Consider the following 13,647-nt stretch of genomic DNA (forward strand, 5'->3'; position numbering starts at 1 on the left):
GGAATGCGCCTGCCGTTGGCGGCGTGAAGGTATAATTTGCCAGCTTATACAATGAAAGGAAGCATAATGAAGATTGCCAAAAATACGGTCGTGACTGTCAACTACAAACTGTCAGACGCGCAAGACAATCTGATCGAAGACGGCCGTCAGCCAATGGTCTACCTGCACGGTGATTATGAAAACACCCTGCCGAAGATCGAAGAAGAGCTCGACGGCAAGGAAGTTGGCTATTCCAACACGATCCAGATCGAACCGGATGATGCTTTCGGTGAATACGATCCAGCCCTGGTGAAGGTCGAGCCGCGCAATCGCCTGCCTGAGCCGCTGGAAGTGGGCATGCAGTTCGAAGGCATGCCGGAAAGCGATTCGCCGGACGAAGAAGCGATGATCTTCACGGTCACCGATATCGCCGACGACAAGGTCGTGCTGGACGGTAACCATCCACTGGCCGGCATCGCGCTGCGCTTCTCGCTGACCGTCGCTGACGTGCGCGAAGCCACCGACGAAGAAATCGCCCATGGCCACGTGCATGGCGCACACGGCCATGACCATGGCGATGATGAAGATGAAGGTGACGAAGGCGATCATTTCCGTTCGCATCCGATTCACTAATCTGGGGCGCCTGACCAAACCTACTGCGCGCAGCGGGGCGCGGCCGGCGATGCTCACCGTACTCTAGTACGGTTGCGCTTCTCGGCCACGCCGCGCAGCTGCTCGCTACGGTTTTGTCAGGCGCCGTGACGCTGGTGGATTGGATAGATAAAGGCTGGCTTTGCGTCGGCCTTTATCTATTGCGGCGCACGTTTATCTGCGCACAGTCGACGCCTTGGCCCGTGCCTGCGCCGATGGCCTGACGGCCCGTTGACGCACCTCAAAGAATGGCGTCTTGCCCGGCCGTACGGCGATGGCGGACCAGTCGTTGTTGATGCTGACGTGGCCCAGGTTGCCTTTCCAGCTGATTTTCGGCCCGCCAGCCCTGGCCGCAGCCTTGTTACTTTTCCCCTCCTTGCCGTCCGCGTCGCCATCGCGCTGCGTATCGACCAATAAGACCTTGCCGCTGAATTTCTTCGCCAGGGTACGGATCTGCTTGCGCGGTCCGGCAAAGCCATCCTGTTTCGAACTGAAGCTGGGCAGCAGCGAATTGTCGTCTTCGTCCAGTACGCCCACGTCGCCATCGGAAAACAGCACGATGCCGTCGAGTTTCTTGCGCTGTGCCATGGCGAACAGGCGCTGCAGCCAGGAGCGGTTGGCGACCAGGCGATCTTCGAATTCGCTGTTGCGTCCCGCTTCTGGCAGGAAATGGTTGTTATTCGCGGGCAGGTTGATGGTGGCAAACAGCACGCCGCCGTATTCCCAGTGGGCATTTTCCGCATAGCTGCGGAACTTCGCCGTCGAGGACAGCCGCGACAGGGTCAGCTTGCGCTGGCCCAGGCTCTGGTCGTCGGCAAAATACACGTCGCGCAAGCGGTTCAGGCGTTCGATGGCGTTGACCCTGCCGCGCGAATTGCGGCAGTTGGCCCAGTCGCTGGCCGACAGCGAGACGATCAGCGGCGGCCCGCTGGCGTCCAGCACATCCTTGCGCTGGCTGTACAGCTTGTCGCTGCACGATTCGCTGGCGGCCTTGATACCGGTGGCCACCACGAACGACGCATTGAAGGCGCTCGTTTCCGCGATGGCTTTTTTCAGGGGGCCATCGTCCGGCCCCGCGTTGAAGGAATGGCCCAGCACGGCAAACTCGAAGCCGGCCTGGTCGCTTGGTGCGGCCAGCGCCACTTGCCATGGCAGGCTGGCGGCCAGCAGGCCGGCGGCCAGCAGGCGCAGGCTGGCGATGCTGCGCCGCGTGGTCATGCGGCGGCCAGCCGTTTCAACTGGTACAGCTGCTCCAGCGCGTCGCGCGGCGTGAGCGCATCGGGATCGAGGTCGGCGATGGCATCGAGCAAGGCTTGCTGCGCTGCATTCAGCGCGGCCAGCGGCGCTGCTTCCTCTTCTTCCTCTTGCGCATACGGATCGGCGCATGGCAGCGCGAACAGGTCGCGCTGCGGCGTGGCGTCGAGCGCCTGCGCTTCCAGGCGCGCCAGGTGCTTGCGCGCGGCCTTGATTACCGGCTGCGGCACGCCGGCCAGTTGCGCCACCTGCAAGCCATAGCTTTGCGAGGCGGGACCGGCTTGCACGGCGTGCAGGAAGACGATGCTGTCCTTGTGTTCGACGGCCGACAAATGCACGTTGGCGGCGCTCGGGTGACTGTCCGGCAGTTGCGTCAGCTCAAAGTAGTGCGTGGCGAACAGAGTGAAGCTGCGGCTGCTGTCGATCAGATGGCGCGCGATGGCCCACGCCAGGGCCAGGCCGTCGAAGGTCGAGGTGCCGCGGCCCACTTCATCCATCAGCACCAGCGAGTGTTCGGTGGCGCCGTTCAAAATGGCGGCCGATTCCGTCATTTCCACCATGAAGGTCGAGCGTCCGCCCGCCAGGTCGTCGGTGGCGCCGATGCGCGTGAAGATACGGTCGATGGGGCCGATGGTGGCGGACGCGGCCGGCACGTAGCTGCCCACGTAGGCCAGCAAGGTGATGAGTGCCACCTGGCGCATGAAGGTCGATTTACCGCCCATGTTCGGACCGGTAATCAGCAGCAGGCGACGCTCGTTGACGAGGCGGCAATCGTTGGCGATGAAGCGTTCGATCTGCTTTTCCACCACCGGGTGGCGGCCTTCGACGATGTTGATGCACGGCTCGTCGACCAGTTGCGGCGCGGCCCAGTTGTGCTGCTGCGCATGTTCCGTCAGCGCGTTCAGGGTATCGAGCTGGGCCAGGCCCTGCGAAATCGTCTGCAGGGTGCCGATATGCGGCGCCAGGTCGGCCAGCAGCAGGTCGTACAGCAGTTTTTCGCGCACCAGGGCCTTGTCTTGCGCCGACAGGGCCTTGTCTTCGAATACCTTGAGTTCGGGCGTGATGTAGCGCTCGGCGTTTTTCAGGGTCTGGCGGCGGCGGTAATCGTCCGGCACCTTGTCCGTCTGGCCGTGCGTGACTTCAATATAGAAGCCGTGCACCTTGTTGTATTCGACGCGCAGGTTGGCGATGCCGGTGCGTGCGCGTTCGCGCGTTTCCAGGTCGAGCAGGAACTGGCCCGCGTTTTCCGACAGGGCGCGCAGTTCGTCCAGCTCCGCATCGAAGCCGGTGGCAAACACGCCGCCGTCGCGCACCATGGCAGCCGGTTCCTGCGCCACGGCGCGCACCAGCAAGTCCAGGCAGGCCGTTGGCGTGGCAAGGGCAGTATGGATGGCGGCCAGCAAACCGCTTTCGCCGCCCTGGCCAGGGCCATAACAACGCACGACGTCGCCGCGCAGGGCCGGCAGTTGCAGCAAGCCGTCGCGCAGGGCGGCCAGGTCGCGTGGACGCGCCGACAGCAGGGCGATGCGCGTGGTGATGCGTTCGATATCGGGCACTTGAGCCAGCGTGGCGGCCAAGGGCGCCGCCGCTTCGCTTTGCGCCAGCGCGGCGATCGCTTCATGGCGCGCGCGCGCCACGTTCTGGTCGCGCCGCGCATGGTGCAGCCAGTGGCGCAGCATGCGCGAACCCATGGCCGTGCGGCAATGATCGAGCAGGGAGAACAGCGTAGGAGATTCCTGGCCCCGGATGGTTTCCGTCAATTCCAGGTTGCGCCGCGTGGCCGCGTCCAGGCCGATGAATTCGCTTTCCGTTTCCGTCGTCAACGAACGCACGTGCTGCAAGCCGCGACCCTGCGTCGATTGCGCATAGCGCAGCAGCGCGCCGGCCGCGCCAAACGCGGCGCCGAGGCCATCGGCGCCAAAACCCGTCAGGGTCGCCACGCCCAGCTGGTCGAGCAGGGCCTTGTGGCCGCCGACCACGTCGAAATGCCAGTCCGGCACGCGGTTGATGTGCGTGCCCGCGTAGTCGTCGAACAGGTTGCCGTTGTCGCCGCTCAAGATTTCGGCAGGCACGATGCGCTCGAGTTCCTGCTGCAATCGCACGGCCACGGTGGCGCTGTCGCCGGAAAACTCCATCAGTTTCAAAGCACCGCTGGCCAGCGACAGCCAGGCCAGGCCAGTGGTGACTGTCTTGCGCTGCGTGATGCTGCACATGGCCAGCAGCGGGCGCTCGGCCTTCTCTGGCAGCAAGTCGGCATCGGTCAGCGTACCGGGCGTGACGACGCGCATGACCTTGCGCTCGACGGGACCCTTGCTGGTGGCCGGATCGCCGATCTGTTCGCAAATGGCCACCGACTCGCCCAGCTTGACCAGCTTGGCCAGGTAACCATCGAGCGAATGAAACGGCACGCCGCACATCTTGATGGGATTGCCACTGGCCACGCCGCGCGCCGTCAAGGTAATGCCCAGCAGGCGCGACGCTTTTTCCGCATCCTCGAAAAACAGCTCGTAGAAATCGCCCATGCGATAGAAGACCAACATCGTCGGATGGTTTTCCTTGATGCCTAAATATTGCTGCATCATCGGAGTAAGCTTTTCAGCGGAATTTTTCTTTGCCGCGGCGGCGTTGATTTCTTTTGGGACGGTGGTCATGTGTTCTTTGTCGTTGGTCCGGCGGCCGGAAAATGCGTGCCTGCCGGGCTGTGGGTGGTGCTGTGTGCATTCAAGACCGCGCCAGTGGGCGGAGCTTGGGTTCAAGGCCGTCATTTTACCGCTTTCGGCGGGCGGGGCGGCGTATTGCGTGCGGGTGTGAAAAAGCCGCGCGGATGGGTAGTGGCGCGCTGCAGGAGTGGAGCGCCAACCTGTACTGTAAGCAGGGAGCGCGCCCTTTGCGTTGCAGACGTGTATTCCTATTTTCTTGGAAGCTGTAGATGCGCGGCTGTATCACTTGCCGCGGGCTCAGTCAGGGCGGCCTCTGCCGCCGCTTGATGGGTAGGGATAACTGCTTGCCCGATGTGTTGCCCTTACAAAACATCAGGCAAAATTGTTGCTGAGTTATTACCAGTTAATATCACCACCAACCGAACTTTCTGGGTCGAACGAGAATACGCGTAGCTCAGGTTGTTCTCCTTCGCCGCGCGTGACGCGCACGGTCATGACAAAGGACAGTTCCCAGCGGCCGTTCGCATGACCCACGTCAAGATTATGTTTCCATTCCTGGCGGATGCGGCGCAGGTCAGGAAAATCTGGGTCTTGTGGCAGTAACTGAGATTCAAAATCCAATGGCAGGCTGTAAGTTGCCCCCACAGCTTGCAGGAATGGCGACGGCGGCGAATAAACTGTCGCTATCTTGGGTCCGATCTGCGTCAGTTGCGGTACGCTGATGATGCAGCAATCGATGATCTGAAAAGCCGTAAAACCGCTTGCCTTGCTGCCGCAGCAGGTTACGTCCAGATAGACGTGCTGGCCTTTCTGGAAGTGCACGCCACCCATGTATGGACCGTGGCGTGGATCGGCCGTGCCGTCGCACGAAGTAAAGCTGTAGTCGAGCTGGTTGGTGATCTGGTCGGCATCGAAATGTACGGATAACTTCATCCAAGGGCTTACAGGCGTCATTTTTTACTGTCTCTTTCCAAGTTGATAAGAAATTGCTGATAGCGGGCATCGCGCCGCAAGTCCAACAGATCGGGGGCTGATTCGATCAGGTTGAGGGGGTAGCCAAGCTTGACCGCTTGCTGTAATGCTTCAAAGGCAGCTGGGCGGTTGCCGCTCAGCTCATGGGTCAGGGTTGCACGAAATTGCACGTCCGCTACTTGGGGCGCAAGACGGAGTACATGGCTGACCCTGGCCAGGGCCTGCTGTTTTTCACCCGCATATGCTTCATAGAGCGCCATGCGCGATATCATCGTGACATTGTTGGGCGTGCGTTCCAGCATGGGACGCAGCAAGGCGATGGCGCGCAAGTACGATTGCTTAGATGCCTGCACTTGTGCCGGAATCCAGCGTTGGGCGTCGGCCAGATTCGCCCATAAGAGGTAAATGCCGGGACTGCCTTTTTTTTCGGAGACAGCATTTTCAAATGCTTGCACGGCCCCCAGATAATCGCCTTTGGCAAACAGAGACGTACCCAGATTCGTATACAGTTCCCAGTGCGGTCTGACCTGCAGTCCTTGCTGCAGTACTTCCAATGCCTCGTCATTGCGATTTTGCCTTAGCAAAGTTGCGTTCAGATAGGCGTATGCGCTGGGAGAATCAGGCTCCACGCGAATGCTCTTACGATACACTTGCTCCGCTTTGACATATTCGCCCATCTTGAAATACATGTAGCCGAGCTGAGTGTTGAACAAGGGTTCTTGCGGATGGGCGGCTATGCCTTGCTCTAATGTCGCTTTTGCCTGGTCGAATTTTTGGCCAAAAATATATAGGCGCGCCTTGGAGTGTAGGCCCAGTATGTTGTTCGGCTCCAGGTTGAGCGAAATAGTTGCTTCGCGCAGCGCATCTTCACTTTTTCCCTGTACTTCGTATACCCAGGCTTGCGCCACATGGGCTAGGGCCAGATTGTTGTCCGCCTCCAGTGCCTGTTTCGCGCTGACGTCTGCCCTTTGCAACCAGGTGTCATCGCGACCATTGCCGATATAGCGCAAGGTTGATGCCAATGACAGGCCTGCTGCTGCCGCTGCATTGTGTGGGTTGTGCTGTAGCACCAAGGTGAACTGTTCTATAGCCGTTTTCTGACTGGTATCACGGTCAAACACGCGTAAGGCATCCATGCCTGTTTTCATGGATGCCATTTCAGAAAATGGTGCAGCCGCATGGCCACGCAGCCTCGCTAGTAGATCCGGCCCTTGCCAGGCGGCCAGAGCCAGCAGAACGATAGCGCTTCCAGCCAGCACGGCGCGCTTGACCGGTACTTGCAGCCGAATGGCAATCGATACCGGAGGTTTGATGGATTTAACGGATTCGATTTCCTCAGCAGGACGGGATTCAGTGCCGTTCGATGTGCGGTGCTTATCAATTGCCTCGCGCACATCGCGCATGGTGCGTGGCCGCTCGGCCGGGTCGTGCGCCGTCATCGCGCGCACTAGGGCGTTGATGGCGGGCGGGACGGAGTCGGGCAGGTCGGGCCAAGGTTCCGTCGCCTGCATGTGGGCGGCGGCCAGGGCCAGGCCGTTCAGGTGGGCGAAGTGGCGCTGGCCGGCCAGCATTTCGTACAGCATGGCGCCCAAGGCATACACGTCGCCGCGCGTGTCGGGCAGGCGGCCCATCAGGCGCTCGGGCGCCATGTAGGCGATCGTGCCCTGCAAGTCGCACAGGGTGGTCGTCTGCGTCGCTTGCGGGTCGATGTGGCGCGCCAGGCCGAAGTCGAGGATGCGCACCTTGCCGTTCGCTTCCAGCATCAGGTTCGACGGTTTCAGGTCGCCATGGACGAGGTCCATGGCGTGCGCCTCGTCCATGGCGTCGGCGATCTGGTAGGCGATGTCGAGCGCGGCTTGCAGGTCAGCCTTGCCGCTGTGCATGAACTGTCCCAGGGTCTGGCCTTCGACCAGTTCCATGACGATGGACTGGCTCGTGCCCTGGCCCTCGATGGCGAAGATGCGCACGAAGGCCGCATGCTTGAGCGAGGCGGCCAGGCGCGCTTCATTGATGAGTTTTTCCGGATGCAGCACGTCGGCTTGCGGTTTCAGGCGTTTCAGCGCCACGCTACGGCACAGCTTGGCATCCCAGGCTTCGAATACATGGCCGAAACCGCCTTCGCCCAGCAAGCGGCGCACTTCATAGTGCCCGCTGATCGTGTCGTCTTGCGACGGGGTCTGACGCAGGGAGTCGAGCAGTTCCATATACCTTGGCTTCAGAGTGCATCAGCGTGGACGTCAAGCATCGAGAGGGTCAATGCGATGTTTGAATGCCCAAGATGATTGATTTTGAGTAACCTCCTGATTTAAAACGATTGTTTCGGATAAGTCAATTAATATTGGCAAGAAGTGAACAAAAGTGCTGTGCCAGCGCTGGAATGGCATTCCTTGCTGATGCATGCAATCTTGTCCAAACTCAACTTTCCTCGTTCCCGCTTCCTCAATAATGCAGAGGGGGTGATACCGGCATGTGTGGATCAGGCGATGGGAGCGGGCATGGATGAGTTGCTGCAGTATTACGAGCGCGAACTGGGCACCTTGCATGCGCACAATCAGGCGTTTGCCCGGCGCTATCCGGCCATCGCCGGCGCGCTGGGCATCGTGGGCAGTGACTTGGGCACCACCGACGATCCGCACCTGGCGCGCATGCTGCAGGCGTTTGCCATGTTCAATGCGCGCACGGCGAAGCGGCTGGCCGATGGCTTCGGCACCTTTAGTGAAACCTTGCTGGAAGTCAATTTCCCCCATTATTTGCGCCCGTTTCCTGCCTGCGCCATTGCCCGCATCGATAACGACCTTGCCACGGTGACCGAGCTGGCCACCATTGCGCGCGGCACGCTCATGCATGCTGCGGAACATCAGGGCGTCGCCTGCAAGTTCAGCACCACCTACGATGTCGCCGTGGCGCCGCTGCGCCTGTCCGAGGTGCGCTTCCAGTCCATCGTGGCGGCGCCGCCCGCAGTGCGCCTGCCACCGGATCTGGGGGCAGCGATCAGCATCACGCTCGAAGCGACGGGCGCCACGTCCACGCTGGACGGGCTCGCGCTGCCGGCGCTGCGCCTGTTCCTCGACGGCGAGCCTTCCTTTTGCGCCACCTTGCGCGACAGCCTGTTCCTGCGTGCGCGCAGTGCCTATGTGGAAGTCGATGGCGTATGGCATGCGCTGGACGCAGTGCCCTTGCATCCGGTCGGCTTTGCCGCCGAGGATGCCTTGATGCCGGCCATGGCCGCCTCGCATCGCGCTTACCGCCTGCTGGGCGAATGGTTTGCCTTTCCGGATAAATTCAATTTCGTCGACCTGGATCTGGCCGCGCTGCGCCCGCTGTTGCCGCTGGCCTGCCGGCGCTGCACCGTGCACCTGCTGCTGGCCGACGTGCAGGCCGATGCGGATATTGCGCGCATCTTGCGGCCCCTGTCCGCCAGGCATCTGGTGACGGGATGCACGCCCGTCGTCAACCTGTTTCGCCAGGCGGCCACTCCCATTCGTCTGACGCACGCGAGCGCCGAGCATGTGCTGCTGCCGTCGGTGCGGCAGGCGCATTGCTACGATATTTACAGCGTCGATAGCGTGCAGGTGCTCAGTGAAACGCAGAGCGGTGGCGCACTCGATGCGTTTCACCCGTTCTATTCGATGCGCCATGGCGAGGCGGGCGGGCGCCAGGGGCGCTACTGGGTGACGCGGCGCGACGAAGACATGGCGTTGAGCAATCCCGGCTACGACATGCGCATCGCCTTTGTCGACGGCGCCATGCAGCCGCTGCACGACGCGACGCAAACGGTGTCCATCATGCTGACCTGCAGCAACCGCGATTTGCCAGGCCGCCTGGTGTTCGGCAATGCCGCGGGCGACCTGCACCATGACGGCGTGGCCAGCGCCTTGCCGGTGCGCCTGCTGCGCAAACCCGGCGCGCCGTGCCGCTTCCCTGCGGGCGCGGCGTCGCATTGGCGGCTGATCGCGCAATTGTCCCTGAACCATCAGTCGCTGAATGAACAGGGCTTGCCGCTCTTTAAGCAAATACTCGAGTTGTACAACTTGCCCGGTTCGGCCAGCGCCGCGCGCCAGATCGCGGGCTTGACGGGACTGCGCCAGCGCGCCGCGAGTACCTGGCTGCAGGACGAGGCGGGCGGCAGCCTGGTCTTCGGCATCGACGTCCTGCTGTCCGTCGATGAAGAAGCCTTTGTCGGCAGCGGCTTGCATGCCTTTGCCCAGGTGATCGAACGCTTTCTCGGGCTGTATGTGCACCTGGCCTCGTTTACCCGCCTGATCGTCTTGTCGCAGAAGACTGGAAAGGAGTTGCTGTGCTGCCTGCCACGCAATGGAAACCAGACGCTGGTGTAGTCGCGCGCCTGCTGGCCGATCCGTCCGGCACGGACTTCTTTCAGGCGGTGCGCCTGCTGTCTGCCGGGCTGATGCAGCAGGGCATTTCGCAGGAGCAGGTGTTTGAGGATTACCTGCGCCTGCATGGCAGCGCATCGCTGTCGTTTGCGCCGGGCGAAATCGAACAGCTGTGGCTGGAGCAGGGAGCAGATGGCGAGACGCAGGTGCATGTGCAGGCGGCCATGCTGGGTTTTTTAGGCGTGCATGGCAGCTTGCCGCTGCATTACACGGAAACGCTCGCCCGCCACGAGCGGCAAACGGGTGATGGTGGTCCCCGTGCCTGGCTCGACACGCTCTCGCAACGCGCGCTGGCCCTGTTTTACCAGGCCTGGGCCCGCTACCGCATCGAATGCCAGCACGATGCCGACGGCGGCGACTTCCTGCCCTTGCAACTGGCGCTGGCGGGCGCCTTGCCTGCCGAGGTGGCCAGGCAGGAAGATGGCTTGCCTGCGCATGCGCTGGCCCATTTCGCGGCCTTGTTGCGCCACCGGCCCGTGTCGGCCGACGTGATGCAGGCGCTGCTGGCCGAGTATTTCGGCGTGCCCGTGCGCGTGCAGCGTTTTGTTGGCACGTGGTTCCGGCGCGCGCCGCAAGAGCGCACCTTGCTGGCCACCGCGCATACCCGGCTGGGGCAGGGTGCCATGCTGGGAGAGCGCTGCCGGCGCGCCGACTTGCGCGTGCGTCTGGTGCTGGGACCGCTGGCGCGCCGTGTCTACGAGGATTTCTTGCCCGGCCGGCCAGGCGCGCTGGCCCTGCGTCAGATGCTGGCGCTGTTTGGCTTGCCCGGTGTGAGTTTTGAGATACGCCTGGTGCTGCGCCGGGAAGATGTGCGCACCTGCGTGCTGGGCATGGGCGCCTGGCTGGCGGAGGATGCCTTTTTGGCCGACAAGTTACCGACCCGTGAGCGTGACGACATGCATTACGACATTCGATTCGATGGTTCCGCCTGAGACCGCCTTATTGATGGACCCCGCTGACTGCTGGAAGGAAGAAAACCATGGAAGACTTCGCGCAATGGCTGGCCGTGGACAAGGCCTTGACCGCCGACAAGCGTGCTCTGCGGCTGCGCCTCGCTTACCCGGAAGGCATCAATGAGGATGTCTTGCTGCCGCAGCGCGTCAACGGCAGCGAGGCCATCTGCGGCGGGATTGAGTACCGTATCCTGTGCGTGGCCACCGAGGCGCAACTGCCGCTGAAACAGTTCATCGCCGTGCCAGCCGAATTGCAGATCGTGACCGACCGCGGGCAGCTGCGCAGGGTCTGCGGCATCGTCGCCGAAGCGAGCGCGGGGCAAAGCGATGGTGGCCTGGCGACCTATCAACTGGTGCTGCGCGACGGCCTGGCGTTGATGGAAAAGCGCATCAATACGCGGGTGTTTCGCAACAAGCACGAATTGCAGATCGTGCAGCTCCTGTTTGAGGAGTGGCGGCAGGGGAATAGCGTGCTCGCCGCCAGCCTGGATCTCGCCATCGATGCGGCGCTGGCGGCGCGCAGCTTGCCCGTGCGCGAATTCACGATGCAGCATAATGAATCCGATGCCGCCTTCATCCGCCGCCTGCTCAGGCGCCGCGGCATCGCCTGGTGTTTCCAGGCGGGAGCGCCGTCCAGTCCGAACGCCACCTCCACGCCCGTGCATGCGCTGCTGCTGTTCGACGACGCCAGCCGCCTGGTGCAAAACGCGGCCGGCACGGTGCGCTACCACCGCGATGACGCCACCGAGGAAAGGGACACTGTGACGGCCTGGAGTGCGGTGCGTCGCTTGCAAGCGGGAAAGTCAGAACGCTACAGCTGGGACGATGGTCACCCGCACAGCCCGCAGTTCATGGCAACGCAGTCACCCGGCGGCGTAGATCAGGGCGGTAATGGCAATCTTCTGGCGGCCAGTCTCGACGACTATATCGTGGAACCGCCGCTGGCCGCTGCTAGCCACGACGAATTGCGGCAACTGGGCCAGCTGGCGATGGCGCGCCACGACATGGACAGCAAGTGTTTCCAGGGCGAAGGCTGCGTGCGCGACTTTTGCGCGGGCCAGTGGTTCAGCCTGGAAGGGCATGCCGACATCGACAGCCACCCGGCGGCCGAGCGCAGTTTCGTCATCACGGCCTTGAGCGTTGCGGCCAGCAATAACTTGCCGACAGGGCTAGATGCCCGTGTCGGACGCTTGTTTGCACAGAGCGGTTGGCAGTGCGATGCCGGCCCGGCACATGGCACAGGCGCGGATGGAAAGTCTGCTTTGCGCTACCGCAACCGTTTTACCTGCGTGCGGCACGGCATCGCCATCGTGCCCGCTTTTGACCCGCGCGGTGATTTTCCCGCCGTCCGCCTGCAAAGCGCGCTGGTTGTCGGCCCTGCCGGCGAAGAAGTGCATTGCGATGCGCTGGGGCGTGTCAAGGTGCGTTTTGTTGCGACGCGCGCGCAAGACCACGCGCATGCCAACGGTTCCGGCGCTTCCGATACGGAGCGCGATTCGGCCTGGGTGCGCGTGGCATCGAGCTGGACCGGTAATGGCCCGGGCAGCGGCAAACAATGCGGCACGGTGAGCTTGCCACGCATCGGCGCGGAAGTGCTGATCGACTTTCTCGGCGGCGACCCGGACCGGCCCATCATCGTCGGCCAGCTGTACAACGCCGTGGGCGTGCCGCCCGGTTTGAGCGCGCGCGGTGCCTTGCCGGGCAACCGTTACCTGTCCGGCATGCGCAGCCGCGAAGTGCGCGGCGGGCGCGGCAACCAGCTGTGCTTTGACGACACGCCGTCGCAAATCAGCGCGCAGCTGGCCAGCGATCAGGCGGCCACGCAATTGAACCTCGGCTATCTGACCGAGCCGCGCAGCGACGGGGCAGGGCGGCAGCGCGGCGACGGCTTTGAATTGCGCAGCGACGCCAGCGGCAGCGTGCGCACGGCCCGCTCGCTGTTGATCTCGGCCTGGAAACAGCTGGGCGCCAGCGGCAAGCAACTCGATAGCAGCGAGCATGCCGCCGTGATGAAAGAGTGCCTGGAATTGTTTAGTTCCCTGGGCGAGTTTGCCGCCCGGCACCAGGCGCTGGCGCTGGACGCGGCCGGCAGCAAGGCGCTGGGGGCGGCCATTGCCGCCGACCAGCCCGTCGTCAGCATCACGTCGCCCGAGGGCGTGGCGCTGAGTACGCCCAGAACCATCGCCGGCAATGCGGGCGCGAATATCGACCTGGTGGCCCAGCAGCATTTGCAACTGAGCGCGGCCCAGCGCTGCAACGTCAACGCGGGCAAGGGCATTTCCCTGTTCGCGCACAAGGACGGCATCGTGCAGGTGGCCCATTTCGGCAAATTTTTGCTGCAAAGCCAGCACGATCTTCTGCAGGCGGACGCCGCCAAGGAAATCCGCCTGACGGCCGGCACGCGCCTGGTCGGCGTGGCGCAGGACGAGATCACCTTGATGACGGCGGGCGGCGCTTACCTGAAACTGTCTGGCGGTGCGGTCGAGCTGGGCGGACCGGGCGCGCTGACGGTCAAAACCGACGGTCACCACTGGAACGGCCCGGCCAGCATGAAAGGCGAGCTGCCCACCTTCGGCGAGGGCGAGCTGGGCCGCGTGCCGCGCTTGTTGCGTCCCACCGATGGCTTGCCCGTCGAAGGCGTGGAAGTGCACATCGAGCGCGAAGGCGACAGTCCGCTGACGGGCGTCAGCGGTGCCGACGGGCGCGGGCCGAAGGTGGAAACCGATCATCTGCAGCGCCTGAAGGGATTTTTCTTTCGCCGCCATTCCTGAACCCCCGTCACTG

The 13,647-nt window shown here is 62.8% G+C and carries 8 protein-coding genes; 4 read left to right on the forward strand and 4 right to left on the reverse strand.

Annotation, left to right across the window (positions count from 1 at the left end):
- Positions 1 to 66: 66 nt before the first annotated feature.
- The gene (locus tag ACQ4WL_RS18035) at positions 67 to 612 is read left to right on the forward strand and encodes an FKBP-type peptidyl-prolyl cis-trans isomerase (protein ID WP_436510973.1); all 546 of its coding nucleotides are present in this window, start codon (positions 67 to 69) and stop codon (positions 610 to 612) included.
- 192 nt (positions 613 to 804) lie between these two features.
- Here the strand turns inward: ACQ4WL_RS18035 and ACQ4WL_RS18040 are convergent, their stop codons facing one another.
- The 4 genes from ACQ4WL_RS18040 to ACQ4WL_RS18055 form a co-directional block, all read right to left on the reverse strand.
- Positions 805 to 1,848, reverse strand: a complete 1,044-nt coding sequence (locus ACQ4WL_RS18040) for a hypothetical protein (RefSeq protein ID WP_436510974.1) — start codon at positions 1,846 to 1,848, stop codon at positions 805 to 807.
- The gene (mutS, locus tag ACQ4WL_RS18045; protein WP_436510975.1) at positions 1,845 to 4,535 is read right to left on the reverse strand and encodes a DNA mismatch repair protein MutS; all 2,691 of its coding nucleotides are present in this window, start codon (positions 4,533 to 4,535) and stop codon (positions 1,845 to 1,847) included. Before mutS ends, ACQ4WL_RS18040 begins: the two co-directional genes overlap by 4 nt.
- A gap of 405 nt (positions 4,536 to 4,940) precedes the next feature.
- Entirely contained in the window at positions 4,941 to 5,498 is a 558-nt protein-coding gene (locus ACQ4WL_RS18050) for a hypothetical protein (protein ID WP_436510976.1), read from the reverse strand.
- Positions 5,495 to 7,720 carry a protein kinase domain-containing protein gene (locus ACQ4WL_RS18055; RefSeq protein ID WP_436510977.1) on the reverse strand — a complete coding sequence of 742 codons (2,226 nt, stop codon included), beginning with the start codon at positions 7,718 to 7,720 and terminating at the stop codon, positions 5,495 to 5,497. The genes ACQ4WL_RS18050 and ACQ4WL_RS18055 overlap by 4 nt, the downstream gene beginning before the upstream one ends.
- A 291-nt stretch (positions 7,721 to 8,011) precedes the next feature.
- On the opposite strand from ACQ4WL_RS18055, the gene tssF reads away from it, so the two are divergent.
- Genes tssF through ACQ4WL_RS18070 form a run of 3 tightly spaced genes read left to right on the forward strand, consistent with a single transcriptional unit; the run spans position 8,012 to position 13,634 of the window.
- Entirely contained in the window at positions 8,012 to 9,853 is a 1,842-nt protein-coding gene (tssF, locus tag ACQ4WL_RS18060) for a type VI secretion system baseplate subunit TssF (RefSeq protein ID WP_436510978.1), read from the forward strand.
- The gene (tssG, locus tag ACQ4WL_RS18065; protein WP_436510979.1) at positions 9,814 to 10,842 is read left to right on the forward strand and encodes a type VI secretion system baseplate subunit TssG; all 1,029 of its coding nucleotides are present in this window, start codon (positions 9,814 to 9,816) and stop codon (positions 10,840 to 10,842) included. Before tssF ends, tssG begins: the two co-directional genes overlap by 40 nt.
- A 47-nt stretch (positions 10,843 to 10,889) precedes the next feature.
- The gene (locus tag ACQ4WL_RS18070) at positions 10,890 to 13,634 is read left to right on the forward strand and encodes a type VI secretion system Vgr family protein (RefSeq protein WP_436510980.1); all 2,745 of its coding nucleotides are present in this window, start codon (positions 10,890 to 10,892) and stop codon (positions 13,632 to 13,634) included.
- Positions 13,635 to 13,647 lie beyond the last annotated feature (13 nt).

The sequence above is a fragment of the Janthinobacterium kochi genome (genome assembly GCF_051380715.1).
Taxonomy (GTDB): Bacteria; Pseudomonadota; Gammaproteobacteria; order Burkholderiales; family Burkholderiaceae_D; genus Janthinobacterium.